We start from the raw sequence: 19,599 nt of genomic DNA, 5'->3' as shown, positions 1-19,599 counted from the left end.
TCAAAAGCAAAAATCCTAAGGATCCCAAGCCTTCACGAAGTATCACATTGCAAAGGCAACAAGTTCCCCGGAGTCCCACCGAACGCTCGATTGCCCGACTCATTGAATGGACGGTGCGAGCAAAGGCAGAATGAAGTAGCGACACGATACTAGATACGCCGTGATTCCGGTCCAATGCAGCCAGTCGCGTCGAGGTCCATTCTTTATCTCGACGATCGATAAACCCACCATCGCAAAGGCGAGCACGAGTTTGAGCCACGGGCGGTAATAGCTGGTGGGCAGGTCAATTCCAAAAAAGTAGAGAAACCCTGGTACCTCCACCAAGACCATGGCCATAAAAAGTAATTTCCAGCTGCGGTCGCGGATGCGAGTGCAGGCAAAAGCCAGCGTGACCGACGGAATCAGCAAGACGACGCGTAGGACCACGAACTCCCAACTGTCTGTGTCCAACGGGTTCATCAGCGCTATCGAACTGGATATCGTGTGCATTACAGACGTCACGGTCAGCGTGGAGATCACACCAATCGAGAGCAACCAATGTCCCGGATGTTTCAGAAGTGGTGGGCGGCCGCGAACTCGCATCGATATAAGCGTGATCACACCGGTGCAGTCGGCTCCCGTCATGATGCTGCCGAATAGTCCGACGTGTAATTGGGTCGAGGATCTTGCATTAACCTCACGAATCAGCGCCCAATAAACCGCGCAACAAAAGGTCCACAACATCAAGTGCCGAATGCTCAGTCGCGGCGCAGGCACCGCGGCAAGAGATAATTCGGCACTGGAATCCGAGAGAGTTGGCATTGGAGCACCCGAGTCTTCCATGGTGTACGACGCCTGGGACCGGACAATGATTCCAGCCAGTTACCTCGATGCCGCTAATTGTGTTGCACGTGGACGGGCGAACTACCTAGCAGGATATCCGAGCGATGCGGCCTGTCACATCCCGATCGTTCATCTAACCTCGTTCACCCTGCAAAAGCGAATGGATGAATCCGTCAACGATCTTCAAGCGATCAAGGAAATCGAGTGCAAACTAGGACTGAAACCCGCAACCGAGTATGCCACCCAAGAAGCGTTCCATGTCTGGTGTTTCATGGTTTGGGATTTTTCATCGCAGGATCAGGCAGCATACTTAGGAAACTGGCACCGACGACGAACGCCGCTCCGACCAACATGACAGAGGTCGCCGATTCACCGAGCACCATCCAGGCAGCGAGCATTCCGTAGACTGGTTCCAGGGAAGCGGCAACGCTGACCGAGGCCACTCGGACGGTCCTCAGGCTGGAGGTGAAAATTGCATGAGCAACGCCAGTGCAAGCGACGCCGAGCAGTAAGAGACGCAGCCAATCGCTTGCTTGCACATTGGGAAATTGTGGAACCGCCAGCGGCAACAAAACCAGTCCGGCGATGGCCATCTGCACCGTGACCAGTGGCAGCGGCATCACATGCACCGTCAGTTGACGATTCAATAGCGTTAGCAGTGCGAATGTAAGCCCCGAGACCAGCCCTAGGGCAGACGCGAGTCCAACCTGCGAACCAAAGTTCCAATCCGGTACGACAAGTCCGAGGCCGACGAGCACAGTGCCGGCCGCCCACCAGTCCTTGCGGTGCACGGGTTCACGTTGAAGAACCCAGTTGAGAACGGTGATGAAGAGCGGAAAACTCGCGTAGGTGAGTAGTCCAAGCGAGACAGTACCGAGCCGGATCGCCATGAAGAATGTCCACCAATGAACGGCAAGCAATCCACCGCCGACCAACATCACTTTGATTCTGCCACGAACGCCGTCTAACAATTCGTGGCCGCGAGACATCAGCCGCAGGAATGCTCCCAATGCTACGGCACCGATCAGCGAGCGTAGACAAGTCACAACAACCGGCGGACTGCTAACCGATTTTCCGATCAGCCCCGACAATCCGAACAGAAGTACTGCTGCATGAAGCGAAAGTAGGGCCATTCGCACGGTCATTCAAATCTTTCGGCTGGTTCAGGCGTAGGGCAATACAGTTGTGTTTGAAAAATTCAGTGTTCGGTTCCTGCTCGATCTGTTCGGCCGTCGAGAAATCGTTTGCTGAGCGCAACAACAGGCTGCCACCGACGCGAACCACCCGGTGCCCATACATCATTTTCACGCTTTGCAAGTCTGGTCGAATAGAGGCCCTTGGGGGTGAATGTTCTAGTGGACTATTTCAAGCGACTAGATCAGAACTATGCAGAAGAGGAAGAAAAGAGGGACGAGGTTCTTGGTTGGTGCTCGATCGAGCTCGAGTCACTAACGCACTCAACCGAAGCGATCACGACTGGAATCACCAGCCAATGAGCGGTGCTCGGCGCGGAGGCCGACAGTAGGGAATCGCCGGACCATCACTGCGGAACTCGCGAGCCGGCAGGGAAGCGATCGAACGAAGCCAATTCGTCTGCGCTACGGTTTGATGCTCCGATGCCAACTTGATTGGAATCACTGACTATTGGGACCGTCGCCGGATCGGGACGGCGGACCAACCGGGAAACGGTTGAGCGGTCAATGCGGCTGACGACGAATACCATACTCGGGCCTTAAATCTCCCTATCCTACAAAATCACTGGACTGCGATTCAAAATTCGGTGGAAGAAACCTCCGCTGTTACAAGCACATGCGACTGTCTGGACGCTGTATCTTAGTTTCGGTTCAGGCGATGTGTTTGGCGAGTCGCCTCAAAGATATCTGCAATTTTCCGCACGTTGGAGTGAGTACCAACCATGAGCGAAGATCCTCACATTTTCATTTCTCCAGGCGATGATCCAGAGATGGTGGAGGCGAGTAAGAAAGCTCGTCAGACTTTCAAGTACTTTTGGCGCGAGATGGCTTGGGAGAAACGCCGCATTGTTCCCGGACTTGAGCTAGCCGCCGTAAAAGCGTCTTTGTTCGACCCGCGCGAAGTTCGGGAGGCCAACCCGGGTGGACTCGAAGTCGAACACATGTGGTTGATTGACATCGACTTCGATGGCCGACAAGTTCAAGGCACGCTGATCAATACGCCTCACTCGCTAAAGTCCTATCAAGAGGGCCAGCAAGTGAAAATTCGCGGCAAACAAGTCGGTGATTGGATGTACGTTTCGATGGGAGAGGTCTGCGGCGGATTCACGATCGACCTGATGCGAAGTCGCATGAGTGCGAGTGAACGCAAACATCATGATGTGGCTTGGGGACATGACTTTGGTGATGTTGGAGTCGTGCCCTTGGTGCCAAATAGCTATCTCGGCGGCGAGGCGTCAAAGAAGAAAGGAATGTTTTCAAGATTCAAGAAGGTGCCGCAACAACCTCAAGACTACAAAAAAGTTGCTGAAACCGAACATCCCATGTCGGTGAACATGCGCGATTCGTTCGAGCAAGCGTTGCAAAAGAATCCCGAAATGTTGGAGCAAGCCGATGACGCCCACGGGTTCACGTTCTTGCATCAATTGGCACTAGCCGGATCATGGGACGGCGTTGATGTATGCTTGAAAAACGGTGCGGATGCAAAGAAGAAAAGCAACAATGGAATGACCGCGATGGACCTCGCCAAGTGCTTGGCGTGGAAACGTGTGATGGCCAGACTGCAAGAAGCTTAGCGTTCCAAACTGTGATTCAGAATCCGCTCCATCCCTGATCGAATTCGTTTGAGTCTCGGTCGGACTCGCATTGCCATTCCTACTGGTCAGTCCGCCCGGAAAGATGAAGCACCGCTGCGTTCGGGCGTTGGTTAAAAAGATCTTCGGTGTCGAGTCTGTATGTACAGATCGTGATCCATCGTCGCTACACGTCCGAATCGCCAACAAGTGTATTTGTTGCGCAGACAGATGCACTCGCTTGCGCTTTTCGCTTACCAGTTCTTGGTCGATCTGCCGTAGAGGGTGTTGGTAGCGCCGACTTGTCGATGGCGAAAACGACGATCAACGCCAGCAGCCATCCGCTCATCCTGTGGACTGCTGGACGTGCTCTAAAATGCAACACTGCGTCCATCGAATAGCAAATTGAAGTCTAAGCACCGGGACGCGAGGGTGCCGAAGCGACTCGAATCCCACCAACTTGCGTTTCGCGCATTGGCAACTCGAGATACCTCACTTTCATCGCCCCCAACCTATTGGAACCCAAGATCGGACGCGATCTCTCTCTTTTCAGTTGCGAACAAGACCTATCCCAAGGGTCCTATTCTGAGGATTGTTTGCGGTTCTGTGTTGCTGGTCCAAAATTTGGCACCAGTGTCGGATCGTACTTCGCGCCCTCGGAAACCTGAATGAGTGTCATGCGAACTTTGGTGGGAAAGAACTTTTCGTGATCGGGGCGTTTGTGCGCGTGTCCCTGTCCGCCGCTGTTATCTTTGATGACGAGATGCATCTCCTTGATACCTTCGCTCCAGACAATGCCGTCATTCTGCCAGAACTTCGTCATGTCGACGTCCTTTTCGTACACACCCGCTTCTTGGTAAACGTCCGTGCCGATGCATCCGTACCCGCCGTTTTGACGTTTGTTTGGGATATAACAAACGCTCCACGTCGTGGGCTCTCCACCGACCGGCTTTTCAAGAACTTCCAGCCGGACGTGGACGGTGCCGTTACGGTAATCCACCGGCGACGTCCAATCTTGCGGACGTTCCGCATTGAGCATTTCGCCTTTAACGTAAACGTGCGAGGGGCTCGGTTTTGAATTGTCCGCCTCCGCTTTGGTGAACGTAAATGTTTTGTCAAAAAGCACGAATTGTTCTCTGTTGCATAGCGATGCACTTACAACCAGCAGTGCGAGTGACAAAATTGAGGTGTGAAAAGTATTCATAAGGCTTAATCTGCCTGCAACTTGTTGAATTGGAAATTGGTTTACAGGACGCGAGAACTCACCAACAGTAGTGAGTGAGCGTCAGGACAGTGTCGTACGTCACTTGTCAAAGTCATAAGTGGATCACGGAGTCGGTTTTTGTGTTGACTTAAGTTCGCTAACCGTCGATAGCCGAGTACCTGGAATGGGGCGTTCCATTGTTCCATCAGGCAGTTGCCAGCCGACGGCTAGACAATCATCGACCGTCACCTTAACTTGAATAGCTTCGATGTAGTAGCGTTTGCCGGCCTGTAGGCGAATAGGTTTCGACTTTTGCTCAGGGTACCTGTCCCATACTCGCGATGGCGTCCAGCGTTTCATCTGAATAATCGGAGTCTTCTTCGAGACGCCTTCGGAAGAACTCAGCCATAACTCGGCGTAGTCGTCTGCGGCCATCCAGAAAACGTAGTCGCCCTTTTGTGGTGGGAGAATGTAACCGCGGACTGCAAAAGGCCGGTCAGTACTTGTCCTGAATCTGTCAGCAGTTTGTAGCTGACGTAATCAGGATTAATTGCCGCGTTGGGTTCGACAATGTCACGCAAAACCGCTTCCGGTGATCGACGCACGGAAACGGTAAGATCCGCAGCGACTTTCCCGCCATTACCCGCGAATGTGTGACAGACCGAGCAATTGGCTTCGTTGCCGAAGAACAGTTCGCGCCCCTTAACGGGATCGCCGACGACCAATGCTCCAGACATGTCTTGACTACCATCGTTTGGAGGCTTGATCGTTGGCGCCCAGGGAACAAACAGATGTTCCAGCCGCAAGGGTCGCTCGTTTGGATCAAAGTCGGCGTGGTACGACGCATCCAGCACAAAAGAACTTCCAGTTGCACCCGTTTGAGCAACGATCTCCAAGGGCACTTCTTCACTGGGCACAATCTGTTCGCGTCCGCCACGAGACTCACTTTCCCATCGTGGCCGTTCTGCATCCATCGTGAATTCGGAAACGTAGCGAGCGCCAAAGGCAACGGAATTCACTGCAACGTTGCCACACTGAATAGCAAATGGATTACTTGCTTCAAAGCGGAACGCAACGTGGTTTCCCGGAAGCAAAAGCTGTGACCGAAGCACGAGTGATCCTGGTTGATCCAGCAAAGGCTTGAGCCGCTCGTGTTCCGCAGAGCCGGCAGTCAACACATCAATGACATTCGTATCGACGTGCGGTAGCCATCCAGTCCATGTTGATCGGGAATCGCCTTTCCGTGTCCATTCGCCATGGACTCCACTGAGATCAAACGACACCTCCACATTGCTCGGGTCCGTACGACCATTTCCCTTGGCAGACGCTACTCCAGGCAGCACCATGGAATAGCGTGTTCGCCAGGGTTGGCCGGCAGTCGATAAAGTGACCGTACGACCGTCGTCTGACACTGCGATACCATCGACGTTGAGCGAACGATGAAGACTACCTTTCTCCAGCTTGACAACATCATAACCGGGAAAGATCCACTCGTACTTGTCGCCTTCCCAAACGAAGTCGCCCATCTCGATTTGCGCTGTCTTAATCTGTGTCGGATCAAGCGGACGATCGAAGGCGACCTTGACCTCCAACGGACTGGCCGACCACGCAGCAACCGGTTGAGGCTGCGTCGCATCAAAGCTGATTTTGTAGAGGTGACCGTTGGCTGCTGGACCCGATCCCCAGTCTGGTTTGCCACCATGGCACGTCACCAGCAGTTCACCTGTGGGCGAAATTGCGACATCCGTTGGCAGCGATTCGAACGCCGCGAATTGAATTTGCTTACCGACGTAACCGGCACGCGACTTCGCTAAGGGGACTCGCCACAGTTTGCCACGTGAGAAACCAGTGACGATCGCGTCGCCTTCCCAGTGTGATGGGCCAAAAGATTGTCGATGTGAACGCAATTCATTGAAGCGAAATCCGCAGGTTGATTGATGTTGTGGCGAGAAATCAACAACCGCTGGTTCATCGATCACGTTGGGCAGATACTTCGGATGGCGGAATGGGAATCCGTAGTGTCGGCCAGGAATGATTTGTAACAACTCGTCACGAGGATTGCCCCCGGGGAACCAGGTATCACCTTCTTGGTCGGTGGCAAACAGATCGCCGTGTTGGTTGAAGTCCATACCGATCACGAAACGCAACCCGGTGGCGACTATTTCCCGCCGCTTGCGGTCTGCCGATACCTTCAGAATCGTGCCTCGTTCGCTATGCAAGTCGTACTGCGATTGCCCTTTGCCGTCGAGCAACCACGCCTTGTTATAGGACATGCATCCGAGACTGAAATATAAATTGCCATCGGCATCCATTGCGACGCCCGCCGCGTCATTCCGTGTATCACTGTTATGGGTTTCATTCTGCCAACCGGATACCACAGCTTCGCTGGAGTCAGCGATCCCGTCGCCATCGATATCACGTAGCAATGCGACCTTGCCTCGAGCAGCAACGTAAACTCCTTCACTCGCCGCAAGCATCCCCACGGGTGTCAACAAGTCGCCTTGCTTGGACCAAAACACTTCTGCTTTATCTTCCAGCCCATCACCGTCCGTGTCGGTCAATACATAAACGCGGCCATCGTACCCAGCCGCATACAATCGACCGTCCGGACCATAGTCGACGCTATCAATATTCTTCAGTGTCACTGGCAGATGCTTGATCGTCAGTCCAGGAACCAGAGCTTTCGTACGCGTCTCAAGCTCAGTAGCAAGAGCATCGACAACGCCGGCAGCGACGGTTGCCACGAATACAAGGTGCATCAGATAACAAATGCGACCGGAAGCCATGAGCATGAATATTATCTCATTGATGAGTGGAGCTTGTTGATTGTTTGAGGATGCGTTGTCCGCCTTGTTGGATTGGAGCACAAATCAGCCACGTCTCGTATTCCTCGAGTCCGTGCTGTTCTTGACCGCGAAGAATATTGTGACATCGCGGAATTCTTGGCTTCACTAAATTGTTGGAAAATTCAACAATAAAGTGCCCCCGGACGTCACCGTTTCTCCTGTCGTCATCGTAGACGAGGGGGGTCCACGGTTCCCATGATTCGGGTGCATCGGACAAGCCAGATTTCACTGCGTACGTCGCAGTATTTCCGGGGGCCTGCAAATCACTTTTCAGCCCCGGATTGAAACTGTCGCACAAGTTCCAACCAACGCGGAGCAACTTTACCAATAACCATACCCTTGCTAATGACGTCGCTGCGAGGTTGCTTGCCACATAAGCTTAGAATTTTGGTGCCGTGGTCATGGCCCTCGCCTTCAAACGACAAGGCTCGCAAAGCGTTGGCGGTTAACTGATAAGTGGAACACTCACGCGAGTGGATCATTGATACTTGATGTTCAAATACTTGCTTAGCAATCGTGTGCCGGGCCAAGGTAGTTGAACAATTGGCGATCTACTGCGGATTGCGTTTGCGCCCTGGAAAGTGAAGGTATGCTTTCGCGAGGCCGAGGAAGAACTTGGCTGGGACCACTTTGAATGCTGCGACTGGATCAGCGTGCATCGCAATCTGATCGTGAAGATTTCAGCTCAGCTGTCCTGTGCCCGGGCTTGGCACCAGCTATGCCGATCAGAGGCCGTTGCCGACGCAGAGCGGATCACGCTCGAACAGGTACGACGCACCGCTGATACCTTCATCGCTTCATCGGACCTACCGACACAAATTCGCAAGCACAGATATCAAGCCGAACACGAGCGAATCCGGTTTCATCAAACTAGAAACTCAATGGCAAGCGAAAGCCATCGCAATCGACGCTACGAGGAGTATCAAGCGATGAAGATCGAACCCGAGCAGATTAAATCCGTCGAGGAGAAACCCTCGTGAAAAAAATCGTTCACATCCGATAGTAACGCTGTCTGGTTAGGAACCTCCCGACTGCGAAGAGGTGTCAGCAGAACATTGCTGCGGGTCTACTACTCTTCGAGCCGAGCCGGCTTAATCGCCTGGCCGCCTCAGTTTTTGACCTTCCCGCCAAACGCGAAGGTTTTGACATCCGCTGGCAAGTGGTCGTCGCTGGCTCAGGCACCTCAATTGCGTCTGTCGACTCTTGCTCCCGGCGCAGATTTTGAAGTCGCCGTCTTGGGATATGGCATTTTGGCATCGACTTCGTAGCGCCACGCGTGCAGCATGTTCTTCAGCTCTCCGGCGATCTCTGAATGCGAATCCGCAAGGTCGTTTTGTTCGCCAATGTCACCATCCAAGTCGAAGAGTTGGACGGTTCCGTTTTCGTAGTATTCGAGCAATTTGTATCGGCCGGAACGAACGGCACCTCCAGGGCTTTGGAAACCATGATTGCTGTAGTGGGGGAAATGCCAGTAGATCGGCCCACGATCGTAGCTTTCAGCCTTTAAAGCAGGGACAAAGCTTCGGCCGTCGACGTGCTGATCTGGTAAGGAGGGGAGGTTCAACATTTCAAGCAGGGTGGGGTAGTAATCCGTTCCGGTGACTACCGCGTGTGAAGTGGAGTTCGCTTGAATTTCGCCGGGCCAGTGGACAATCAACGGCACCCGAATTCCGCCTTCGTAGTTCCACCCCTTGGCCCCGCGAAGCGGCAGATTGGAACTTGCGAACTGCGAATTCAATTTTTCGCGGGGTTGTTGGATTCCGCGATACTGGTTTGAAGCCGCCATCCCTCCGTTGTCGGATGTGAAGATGATGATGGTGTTCTCTTCCAGTCCAAGTTCCTTAAGCTTCGCGCGGATTCGACCAAGACTTTCATCCGTCGCCTCAACCATTCCAGCAAACTCGACGTTGTCCTGCTTCTGCTTCACCCACCACACACGCTCTTTCTGGTGCAATGTATTGTTGTCGTTTTCTTCCAGCGATTTGATCTGTTCCTCTGATATCGCAGGGCCATCCGGGTTAGGTTCGAGGATGTAATCGGGGCTTTCCTGATGCGGCATCGTCGCAAGTTTCTTTTCGTACTTCTGAACCAAGTCCTTGCGGCCTTGGATTGGATCGTGAACGGAAAAGTGTTCAAGATGCACAAAGAACGGCTTGTCTTTGTTTCGCTCAATGAAATCAATGGCGGCATCCGTCAACTTATCGGTAAAGTAGTCACCCTCGTTTGCGGGCAGCGTTTCGTTGTACTCGCCGCCGAAGGGATGATGATAAGACTTGACCCAGCCCGTAATTGCTTCGTCAAACCCGTAAGTCTTCGGGTCTTTGTTCAGATGAGCCTTGCCATAGTTCGCGGTTGCATAGCCGTGTCCGTGTAAAGTCTCCGCCAGCGTTTGTTCAGCATCGGGCAGAGCCGTTAGCTTCTCACCGTGGTGAAGGTTCTCGTAGTCGCGTTCAGGCCGCCCGCTCAGCCACTCGGTTAGATTCGTGCGAGCCGGATACTTGCCGGTGAGGATACTTGCGCGGCTCGGTGAGCAAACGTGGCAAGTCGAGTAGGCGTTATCAAAGAGCATGCCCTCTTTGGCCAACTGGTCGATCGCCGGAGTTTCGTGGAACTGGCTGCCATAACAGCCGACGTCTCGTTGACCAAGATCATCGACAAGAAAGAAGATCACATTGAGAGGTTCATCCGCAGATGCAGCTTGCAAGAATACTCCTAGAACAAGTAACGAAATCAGTGTCTTGGCGAGGCTTCTCATCGACGCTCCATCTTTTCGTGCTGGTTTTTCCGTAGTACGGATAGTAGTTCCAGTCTACAACGCCGCCGACGACGCGGGGATCACGCGTCTTCTCGAGATGACTGAAGAGTCGCCTGCGAAGCGACGCTTGCGTCTCTGCCATCGCGGTCGATCCCGCGAAGTTCACCATTTGGTGCGGGTCATTCTTGAGATCATAAAGTTCCTCGGCCGGCCGCATTCTGAATGCCAGCTCGGCCAGATGCGTTACACCATGTTCGTTGCGGTGTTCCATCATGAAGGTCTTTGTCGGCGACGTGTCGATCTCGCCGAACGGTATCGATCTCGCGCAGACGCTGGCATCCGGAGAACCTGAAGGACAGCGAGTCGGCTCGAAGTTGTGAATGTAGACGTAATCCTTCGTTCGAATCGTTCGACAGGGATAATTTTTGCTGCCCGCTCGGCAACCATCGTGACATTCCATCGCAGTGAACGGCGCGTCATTCTCGGCAGGATCGTTGCATTGAAAGATTGGGGTGAGAATGCGAGAAGTCATCATCTCAGGAATCTGAGATTCCGCCGCTTCTAAGAAAGTCGCGGCCAGATCACTGAGGTTGACGAATGCAGAGACTTCTCGTCCAGAGTTATTAATTCCTTGCGGCTAGCCTGGCTTCACGGGCTCATCAATTGGCAAGTTCGACTTTTGCAGCGTCGACCTTCGCCTGGGCATCAGACAAGGCTATCTCGACCAGTCGGTATCGCCCAACAGTCCGCAGCATCCGCCCCGAATGAGCCGCGAAGAACATAATCGATATTCAGATTTCACCCTCGCCCGTCACTTGCGACATACGATTCCGCAGAAGAAATGTCGAACTCGCGTGGTGAAGTTAGTGACGACGCTGCTCGATACCAAAGCCTATGATGCTGAGACAATCGCGTCGTCCGGTGGTCGACGTTAGTCAGTGGAGCTTTGTATCTGAAGCCTGAAGACACAAAGGGAAATGGAGGTCCTGCGCTGCCAAAATCCACAGATGGTTCGCAAAGAGATTCATGGCCATCTGATCGGATACGATCTGGCTCGTGCAGCCATGCTTGCCTCGGCATTGAAGTTTCGGCTTTGCTCAACACAACGAAGCTTCACCGGATCATTGCAAGAGTTGCGAGAAATTGCTTGGCACATCAAGCTTCGACCAGGTCGTCTGCCTGAGCAACGAGACAGCTTGCTTGAAACGATTTCGGAACTCGCGGTCGGCCACCGACCCGAGCGACAATAGCCACGCGAACTCAAACGCCGAAAGAAAACGACAAGCCGATGCCAAGCCCACGAAACCCGGATCGAAACCGTTACGCACAACTGGCTTAAACTCACACCCGTGCCATTCGCATCAGGCACGAATGACGCTACTCGACGCTGTTTTGGCGATTCAATTCTGACGATGGATGGAGGCCGGCAAAATCGGTATCCTAACCCAGGTGAATTGGAGTCCGATCTTTCGCATCACAATTGAACTTATGCCTGCCATCAAAAAACTGCTTGTCGCCAACCGTTCAGAAATTGCCATCCGTGTCTTTCGAAGTGCCAGTGAAATAGGAATTCGCACGGTTGCGATTTATTCCCACGAAGATCGCTACGCTTTGCATCGGTTTAAAGCCGACGAGGCTTACAAGATTGGAAATCAGGGCGAGCCGATTCGAGCGTACCTGGATATCGAATCTATCGTACAACTGGCCAAGGACGTTGGTGCGGATGCGATTCATCCAGGTTATGGATTTCTTTCCGAGCGGGCCGAGTTTGCGAAGGCGTGTGCGGAAGCCGGCATCAAGTTCATTGGCCCGTCCGTCGAATCTTTGCAGGGTCTCGGTGACAAGACATCCGCGCGTGCGATTGCGATCAAAGCAGACGTTCCGATCCTGGGCGGAACCCAAGGTGCCGTGGATGACTTGACCGAAGCACAGGTTGCGGCTGAGAAAGTAGGCTTTCCGGTCATGATCAAAGCATCGCACGGCGGTGGCGGACGCGGCATGAGAGTCGTTCGAAAAGCAGAGGATTTTGCTCAGGCGTTCGAGAGCGCTCGCAATGAAGCGCTGACGGCATTCGGCAATGCCGAAGTGTTTATCGAAAAATTCATCGCTCGGGCCAAACATATCGAGGTCCAATTGCTTGGTGATGAACACGGCAACTTGGTTCATCTCTTTGAACGAGACTGTTCGGTGCAGCGACGGCACCAGAAAGTCATCGAACTGGCGCCGGCACCTGACCTCAGCGAACCGCTGCGTCAAGGCATGCTAGAAGCGGCTCTAAAGATCGGCCGCGAGTCCAACTATAGCTGCGCCGGAACGGTTGAGTTTTTGGTCGATGCGGACGAACAGAAATTTTATTTCATCGAAGTTAATCCGCGAATTCAGGTTGAGCATACGGTCACCGAAGAGGTAACCGGGATCGACATCGTGAAGTCGCAGATTATGGTCGCGCAAGGGAAGAAGCTTTCGGATCCCGAGATCGATATCCCGTCGCAGGACTCGATCAAACTGAACGGTTTTGCGATCCAGTGCCGAGTCACGACGGAGGATCCCGAAAACAATTTCATGCCCGACTATGGTCGCGTTGCCCACTATCGATCCGCCAGCGGCATGGGGGTTCGACTGGACGCGGGCAGTGCATTTTCCGGAGCGGTCGTCAATCCGTTCTATGATTCGCTGCTGACCAAAGTCACCGCACGCGGTCGCAACTTTCAAGGATCCATTGGCATCATGAAACGGGCGCTTCGTGAGTTTCGTATTCGCGGTGTGAAAACCAATATCCCGTTCTTGCTGAAAACGCTGTCGCATCCCACCTTCACCAGTGGCAACTGCACGACCAGGTTCATTGACGAAACTCCAGATCTGTTTCAATTTGATGCAAAACAAAACCGTGCCACCAAGGTGCTGACCTACCTCGCCGAGACGATGGTCAATGGATGTGACTTGGTGAAAGATCGGCCGATGGCGATTCGGCGTGAACCAGCACCGCTGCCGAAGGTGGATCATGCCCAACCGATCCCGAAGGGTTCTCGCGACAAGTTCAAAGAGCTAGGTGCCGAAGGATTCTCGAAATGGATCCGCGACGAAAAGCGGCTTCTGATTACGGACACCACTTTCCGCGATGCTCACCAATCGCTATTGGCGACTCGGATGCGAACGTATGATCTTTTGCAGATTGGTGATGCGTACGCTCGGAATTGCAGCGATCTGTTCAGTTTGGAAATGTGGGGCGGTGCGACGTTTGATACGTCGATGCGATTCTTGAAAGAATGCCCGTGGCAACGACTCGCCGATTTCCGCGCGAAGGTACCCAACATCCTGACTCAGATGTTGTTGCGAGCTTCCAGTGCGCTGGGCTACACCAATTACGCTGACAACGTCGTTTCAGCTTGCGTCAAAGAGTCTGCGCAGTGTGGCATGGATTTGTTCCGCGTCTTCGATGCGCTGAACTACGTCCCCAATATGAAGGTTGCGATGGAAGCGGTGATCGACAGTGGCATGCTTTGCGAGGCAAGCCTCTGCTACAGCGGCGACCTGACCAATCCGCACCGCAACAAGTATGACATGAAGTACTACGTCGGGCTTGCCAAAGAATTGGAAAGCATGGGCGCTCACATTTTGGCCATCAAGGACATGGCCGGTCTGTGCAAACCCGCAGCAGCATCGGCGCTGGTCAAGACACTGCGAGAAGAAGTGGGAATCCCCGTTCACTTCCACACCCATGACACGGCCGGCATTCAAGCCGCGTCGATCCTGGAGGGCAGCAAAGTCGGGTTGGATATTGCTGATTGTGCGATGGCTCCGATGTCCGGCGGAACCAGTCAGCCGAACCTGAACACCGTGGCTGAAATGTTGCGATACGGCGATCGCTGCACGGGACTCAATACCGAATCCATTGACGCGGTGGCGGACTACTGGCGTGCGACCCGCGAGTTCTATACTCCGTTTGAGAGTCAAGTGTTGCCTGCGACCGCCGACTTGTATCAACACGAAATGCCGGGCGGGCAGTACACCAACCTGTTCCAACAGGCTCGAGCACTTGGCTTGGCGGATCGTTGGGCGGAGGTCTGTAAGGTTTACGCTGGGGTAAACCAATTGTTCGGCGACATCGTTAAGGTGACGCCGACCAGCAAAGCTGTCGGCGACATGGCATTGTTCATGGTCGCTAACGAACTGACCAATGACGATGTACTCAATGCCGATCGAGATATCGCGTTTCCGGCCAGCGTGATTGACTTGATCGGTGGCGGAATGGGCCAACCGCCCGGCGGATTCCCGCAGGCCGTTAAGGATCGTGTTCTGCTTGGGAAAAAGGAGTTCGAGGGCCGCCCCGGAGACACGATTCCGCCTGCCGACTTTGATGCCGCCCGAACGAAGGTCAAAGAACTTGTTCAGCGTGACCCGTTGGAACGTGAAGTCGTGCAGTGGTTGTTGTACGAGCGAGTATTCGAGGACTTCGCTGCTCATCAATTGAAGTTTGGCGACGTCAGTATTTTGCCAACACCAAACTTTTTCTACGGCCTAGAACTGGGCGAAGAAATTGCAATCGATATCGAAGAAGGCAAGACGTTAATCATTCGATTTTTAACGATCGGCAATCCACACGCCGATGGGACTCGAACGGTCTTCTTTGAACTCAATGGCCAGCCGCGCGAAGTCACCATCACTGATCACAGCTTGGAAACGGACATCGTCAAAGCTGCCAAAGCTGATCCCTCGAATAAGAATCATGTTGGCAGCACGATGCCTGGCATGGTGGTCGCTGTTGCGGTCAAACCAGGCGACGGAGTCAAAAAAGGCCAAAAGCTTCTCACGCTCGAAGCGATGAAGATGGAAACGATGATCAATGCCGAACAGGACGGCACGGTTTCCGAAGTTCTGATCAAGAGCGGGGCTCAAGTCGAGACGGGAGATTTACTGGTCGTGATTGAGTGATCAGGAAACCTTGGAAGCAGTGGCATGAGGCAAAGCATACGGGCAGGCCTGACGGTCTCCGTGGTTAAGACGGGCGAGCATGGAGCGACGGGCGTCTTTGAGTCTCGGCTAAAGCGAATAGCACCTGACGCGGCATGGCATTGCTGCGGATCAAGTGCCGTTCGGGACGAGTGCCGTCTCTGAATTTCCCGTGATCCACTTCTGCTGCAGGCGATAGCAATAAAAGGCGTCCGACTCAAGTTCAGATGCGGCAAACGCGAATTCGAGTATAAACCTCGCCGTGAATCATATTTCCTATTCGTCGCGGCTCTTGCGAATGACAGCAAGGTAGCCAGCAATCTGGTGGTCGGTGAACTTTTCCTTCGTTCCGTAAATGCCTCCATAGATAGCTCCCGGAGCTCCGAAACTTCCAACACGTAGTTCGGGCTCCCCTTCTTTATCTGGAAAAAAAAGTGATGGTTTTCCAGCCTGCGACTTTAGCTCCACTTCTGCTTGGATCAACAAATCCAGTTCGCTACCGGTCAGCGGAAGAGGTGTGTTACGCGTTTGATAAACTTCCGTCAGGTCGCTGTTCGTTGCGTTGGAATTGTACGCGGCGCGCGGTCGATCCACAGAACCACCCGCCAACTGCGGGGCATCTACCGTGTAGACAATCTTTTCGCTGTCGTTTCCTGCACCACCTGCGACAGCGCCATACACGGAACCCTGACCAACGATGATGAACTTCCCAGCGTCGGCGTACTGGAAGAATCGTGCTGGCGGCAACCGTGGCACCAGATCCTGATCGTTTACAAAACGCTGGTACGAATTTGAAAAATTGCTGTCGATCCAACGCGCCGTGCTATTGTTTCCTACTCGCGGTTGGCCAAATGTAATGATTCTGACGTTACCTAAATTGGATTGCTTGCAACGCATTGCACAAATGACGGCCATCGCACCGCCAAGCGAATGCCCAGTGACCCAAATCGTCTTTCCCGGATTCTCACGAATCACTCGTTCAACGTCGCTGCGAAGATACTCATAGGCAGTATTGAAACCACTATGAATCTCGCCAACTCCCGTTACTGAAACCGTTTGAGCGTATGCGTCTGTTTTCCAATCTGCAAGCGAAGTGAACTCAGTTCCCCGAAATGCAAATAAGACGACATTCGTGCCGATCAATGCGTGACCTGCGGAGTTGCGTTTTTCAAAAAGCTTACAATCATCGAATCCCATGCCTTTGGCTGTGAACTTCATCAATTCAAGATCGTCGTCGTAGGCAGTTTTGGACAACAGTGCCAATGAGGCTGAGCGATCCCAATCAACCGATTGCTTGCCATCCCACGACTCTGCCAAACGACTTTCAATCGAAAGACTATAAATAGGGTCGGCCATTCCGATGGCGCGCTGAGCACGACAATGAGGTGCCCTGTCGATCGCGTAGCACACGACAATCAACAAGCACGAAATCAATTTTAAACGAACAAGGTTCATATCAAGCCACGCCAGTAGTTGGTTACACCTGGGACAGACAGCACAACAATTGCCCCCACGACTCTGACGATTGTACGCTCTCTTCGATCATTCCGAGAAAGAAAAGGCTTCAGGCAGATACGAACCAGGACGTGGACTCCTATCGGGACTCAGTTCCGAACGCCCTATCCACGCAAATTGCTCCATTGCAAGATTTCGACAAACGACGGCCGCCTTGCCTGCCGGCAAGCAGGGCAATAAAACGGGACGGGGACAACAGTGTTCGGCACGGCATTGAACCGTCGATAGCGTTGCGGTTCGCAAGATGAGTTTTGGCTTGCCATTCGAACTTTGGCTCGATCGCTACAATACGTCAATTGCCAACTGCGAAGCATTGACGCTGGCGATGTTTTGGCTGCAAGACTCACCGTGGCGATTGCTGCTTGTTTTCTGAAGCGACCTTTTCTCTTCGGTTGCTTTCAGTTTCTCTAAACGAGCGATTAACTCTTCTTCGCTTGCCAGTCCCGTGAAGTAGAAGCTAATCATTTCAAACCTGGGTTTGCTTGGCCGACCGCCGGTACACCGATTCATCAGCAAACAGGCAATCACCGAATAGTCAACCTGGATTTCAATTCCGTTCTGGCTGTGGCTGTGGCTGGTCAAACGAGCGCGACCTTTCATTGCTTGTAGAACCGGAAAAAAATTACTTCCGCGGTCCAGCCGCACGTGTAAAGCAGCGCGATGCTCTCCCGTTAGGCGTCACCGTCACCTTCGTGGGAGCGAAGCTGGCCAACTCAAAGTGAGCGTGCAAACGCCAGTGAATGGTCGCGCTGTCGGTCGTCTGCTACAGCAACGAAACGGCGATCAACGACGGCAATTTATTGACGAGTGAACCGAGCGAGCTCTTGGCGTTGCCGAGCTTCTTTTTGAAGATTGGTCAGCTCGCTGGCCGCCGCCAACGAGCGAAGCGACCAAATGGTCGGGTTGAGGACATAAAGCAACACCAACATCCAGTACTGATCGCAGTGGAACGTGCGGTTGTTGGCTTTGTCGCGGTCGCACTCGCCGTGTAGCAGATGCTCTAACAAGGGACGAAGCATTTGCGAAATATTTCACGCTGCCGACGCTGAGCATCTGGACCGACGTCAGACATCGTCTTTACTCGTTCTTTGAGTCGACCCGGCGTGCAGAAACGTTGTGTCCAAGAGGTGTTAAAAGAACTTCGCAAATCTTGTGCTGAATCTTATTGGGATGGCAATCGTTTCTGAATTGACCTCCGTCCCTTTTGTTCTTTTCGCAGCTGCAGCGGAGGAGTGTGCATCACGATTTCAGCACAAGTACTGGGCACTTTGCAAGGCGAACAACTCGCTCGGCGACTGATCCCAGCATCAAATGCTTGAGGAATCCGTAGCCATGAGAAGAGAGAACAACGAGGTCTGCTGCCTGCCGCTCCGCGAAGGCAGTGATCTCGCTACCCGGATCCCCAAGTAGGACGTGATGCGTCACGCGAGCGAACTTCTCGTCAGAAAACCGATCTCGCATGCTCTTCAAGATGGCCTCAATACGTGATTGGTCGGTGATGCCGCCAAAAAGATTCCCAGGTTCCATCGTGGACAGCGGAAGAAGCACGTGAACGGCTTCAACAAGTCCTTCGCTGCCAGCGATTTCGACGGCTCGATGGAGGGCGGCATCGGAACGATCACTGAAATCGATTGGCGCTACGATCTTGTTAACATTCAATCCCGACATGACAGGCTCTCCCGGATGGTTGCGTTTCCACAGCTCTCAATCCACCAGTGCAAACGCGATACCATCGCACAGGATCGATCGAATCGACTTGGTCAACGCGCGGGCACGTCCAATGAGCGCACGATGAGACGTGCGACGCGCGCCTATACGCACAGTTACTCGACGGTCTCAGCCGCCTCTCAACGGTTAGCGCCAAACGGGTAAAGAAAGAGGGACAGCGGCTTCGAGCAAACGCACTTTTTTCGCGCGACTCGTCGTGCAATGCCGGTGATGCAAGATCCCAATCTCCAGTCCTCCAGACGCGCACACCGATGGCCGGCAGCAGCGTTGCGATCAACGTAGCTTGCAAACGCCATAAAGTGCTCGTCTGATTGAACCCGGAACGACTTGAATCTACCCGCCAACAAAAAAATACCGTCCAACTTTTCTTGCTCGTAGGTTGCCCCTGTGGAGTCAACGGTCATATTCTTTTTTCAGAAACGGTCCTGTTCCGCCTCGCGATCTTTTCTTCCCTCGAGAGATGGCGGCGAGCAGCCCAATACACCCCAATCATTACACATGGAGTCGTGATGAAATTCTACGGTTACAAGAAATGCGGAACTTGCCGGAAAGCTATGAAATGGCTGGATGAGAAAAACATTGCCTATGATTTCATTGATATCACTGAACAGCCACCCAAGCAGGTCGAACTCAAAAAAGCTTTGGCGGCGGGTTATCAGATCAACGATCTTTTCAACAAGTCGGGCGGCCAATACCGGGAGCTCAACATGAAGGAACAGTTACCGACGATGTCTCCGAAGGAAGCGTTGAAGTTGCTGACCGGGAACGGTTACCTCGTGAAACGCCCCCTCTGCCTGGACGGCGCCAACGTAACTGTAGGCTTCAACGCAGTAGCTTACGAAGAAACATGGGGTTAGGAAACACGGAAAAATCAAAGTGGAAGGGGAGGCAGGGCAATCGCACGTTCAAGTGCGGTTAAATCCGGCGTAAATGCCATCCAGGACGGCGTCATCCCATCCCGCTCGCATACGTTTGCCGCGAATGTTGTCTTTCACAGTAGTGTCGCGTTGCAGAA

The 19,599-nt window shown here is 53.2% G+C and carries 14 protein-coding genes and 1 pseudogene; 5 read left to right on the top strand and 10 right to left on the bottom strand.

Features of this window, described 5'->3' with window-relative positions; genetic code table 11:
* Positions 1 to 99: 99 nt before the first annotated feature.
* Both Poly59_RS17225 and Poly59_RS17220 read right to left on the bottom strand, forming a co-directional pair.
* Positions 100 to 801, bottom strand: a complete 702-nt coding sequence (locus Poly59_RS17225; protein ID WP_146535382.1) for a hypothetical protein — start codon at positions 799 to 801, stop codon at positions 100 to 102.
* Between the two features lie 290 nt (positions 802 to 1,091).
* Entirely contained in the window at positions 1,092 to 1,967 is an 876-nt protein-coding gene (locus tag Poly59_RS17220) for a DMT family transporter (protein WP_146535381.1), read from the bottom strand.
* A 770-nt stretch (positions 1,968 to 2,737) separates the two neighbouring features.
* Here Poly59_RS17220 and Poly59_RS17215 point away from each other — a divergent pair.
* Positions 2,738 to 3,589: a DUF2314 domain-containing protein gene (locus Poly59_RS17215; RefSeq protein WP_246151735.1), complete on the top strand. Its 852-nt coding sequence runs from the start codon at positions 2,738 to 2,740 to the stop codon at positions 3,587 to 3,589.
* Between the two features lie 577 nt (positions 3,590 to 4,166).
* On the opposite strand, the gene Poly59_RS17210 is transcribed toward Poly59_RS17215, so the two are convergent.
* From Poly59_RS17210 to Poly59_RS17200, 3 genes are all read right to left on the bottom strand, one after another.
* Positions 4,167 to 4,712, bottom strand: coding sequence for a hypothetical protein (locus tag Poly59_RS17210; RefSeq protein ID WP_222436127.1), 546 nt, complete (start codon positions 4,710 to 4,712; stop codon positions 4,167 to 4,169).
* A 201-nt stretch (positions 4,713 to 4,913) separates the two neighbouring features.
* The gene (locus Poly59_RS17205; RefSeq protein WP_246151734.1) at positions 4,914 to 5,225 is read right to left on the bottom strand and encodes a hypothetical protein; all 312 of its coding nucleotides are present in this window, start codon (positions 5,223 to 5,225) and stop codon (positions 4,914 to 4,916) included.
* Complete coding sequence (locus tag Poly59_RS17200; protein WP_146535378.1) at positions 5,192 to 7,582, bottom strand: DUF7133 domain-containing protein; 2,391 nt, start codon at positions 7,580 to 7,582, stop codon at positions 5,192 to 5,194. Before Poly59_RS17200 ends, Poly59_RS17205 begins: the two co-directional genes overlap by 34 nt.
* A gap of 635 nt (positions 7,583 to 8,217) precedes the next feature.
* Here Poly59_RS17200 and Poly59_RS17195 point away from each other — a divergent pair.
* Complete coding sequence (locus tag Poly59_RS17195; RefSeq protein WP_146535377.1) at positions 8,218 to 8,616, top strand: hypothetical protein; 399 nt, start codon at positions 8,218 to 8,220, stop codon at positions 8,614 to 8,616.
* Between the two features lie 203 nt (positions 8,617 to 8,819).
* Here the strand turns inward: Poly59_RS17195 and Poly59_RS17190 are convergent, their stop codons facing one another.
* Positions 8,820 to 10,340 (bottom strand): sulfatase, encoded by a 1,521-nt coding sequence (locus tag Poly59_RS17190; protein ID WP_186776348.1) that lies wholly within the window; start codon positions 10,338 to 10,340, stop codon positions 8,820 to 8,822.
* A complete protein-coding gene (locus Poly59_RS17185) occupies positions 10,318 to 10,926 on the bottom strand; it encodes an alkaline phosphatase family protein (RefSeq protein WP_146535375.1) in 609 nt (202 codons plus the stop codon). Before Poly59_RS17185 ends, Poly59_RS17190 begins: the two co-directional genes overlap by 23 nt.
* A gap of 472 nt (positions 10,927 to 11,398) precedes the next feature.
* On the opposite strand from Poly59_RS17185, the gene Poly59_RS17180 reads away from it, so the two are divergent.
* Positions 11,399 to 11,641, top strand: coding sequence for a hypothetical protein (locus Poly59_RS17180; protein WP_146535374.1), 243 nt, complete (start codon positions 11,399 to 11,401; stop codon positions 11,639 to 11,641).
* A 238-nt stretch (positions 11,642 to 11,879) separates the two neighbouring features.
* Positions 11,880 to 15,323 carry a pyruvate carboxylase gene (locus tag Poly59_RS17175; protein WP_146535373.1) on the top strand — a complete coding sequence of 1,148 codons (3,444 nt, stop codon included), beginning with the start codon at positions 11,880 to 11,882 and terminating at the stop codon, positions 15,321 to 15,323.
* Positions 15,324 to 15,617: 294 nt separating this feature from the next.
* On the opposite strand, the gene Poly59_RS17170 is transcribed toward Poly59_RS17175, so the two are convergent.
* The 3 genes and pseudogenes from Poly59_RS17170 to Poly59_RS17155 form a co-directional block, all read right to left on the bottom strand.
* Positions 15,618 to 16,697 carry a lipase family protein gene (locus tag Poly59_RS17170; protein ID WP_186776347.1) on the bottom strand — a complete coding sequence of 360 codons (1,080 nt, stop codon included), beginning with the start codon at positions 16,695 to 16,697 and terminating at the stop codon, positions 15,618 to 15,620.
* Between the two features lie 441 nt (positions 16,698 to 17,138).
* Positions 17,139 to 17,906: pseudogene (locus Poly59_RS30235) on the bottom strand (hypothetical protein); the annotation flags it as partial.
* A 189-nt stretch (positions 17,907 to 18,095) separates the two neighbouring features.
* Entirely contained in the window at positions 18,096 to 18,524 is a 429-nt protein-coding gene (locus Poly59_RS17155; RefSeq protein WP_146535369.1) for a universal stress protein, read from the bottom strand.
* A gap of 569 nt (positions 18,525 to 19,093) precedes the next feature.
* On the opposite strand from Poly59_RS17155, the gene Poly59_RS17150 reads away from it, so the two are divergent.
* The gene (locus tag Poly59_RS17150; protein ID WP_146535368.1) at positions 19,094 to 19,441 is read left to right on the top strand and encodes a Spx/MgsR family RNA polymerase-binding regulatory protein; all 348 of its coding nucleotides are present in this window, start codon (positions 19,094 to 19,096) and stop codon (positions 19,439 to 19,441) included.
* The last annotated feature ends 158 nt before the right edge of the window (positions 19,442 to 19,599 follow it).

This window comes from Rubripirellula reticaptiva, assembly GCF_007860175.1.
Classification (GTDB): domain Bacteria; phylum Planctomycetota; class Planctomycetia; order Pirellulales; family Pirellulaceae; genus Rubripirellula; species Rubripirellula reticaptiva.
Note: the sequence above shows the minus strand (reverse complement) of the source record. Positions and strands in the feature narration are given on the sequence as shown.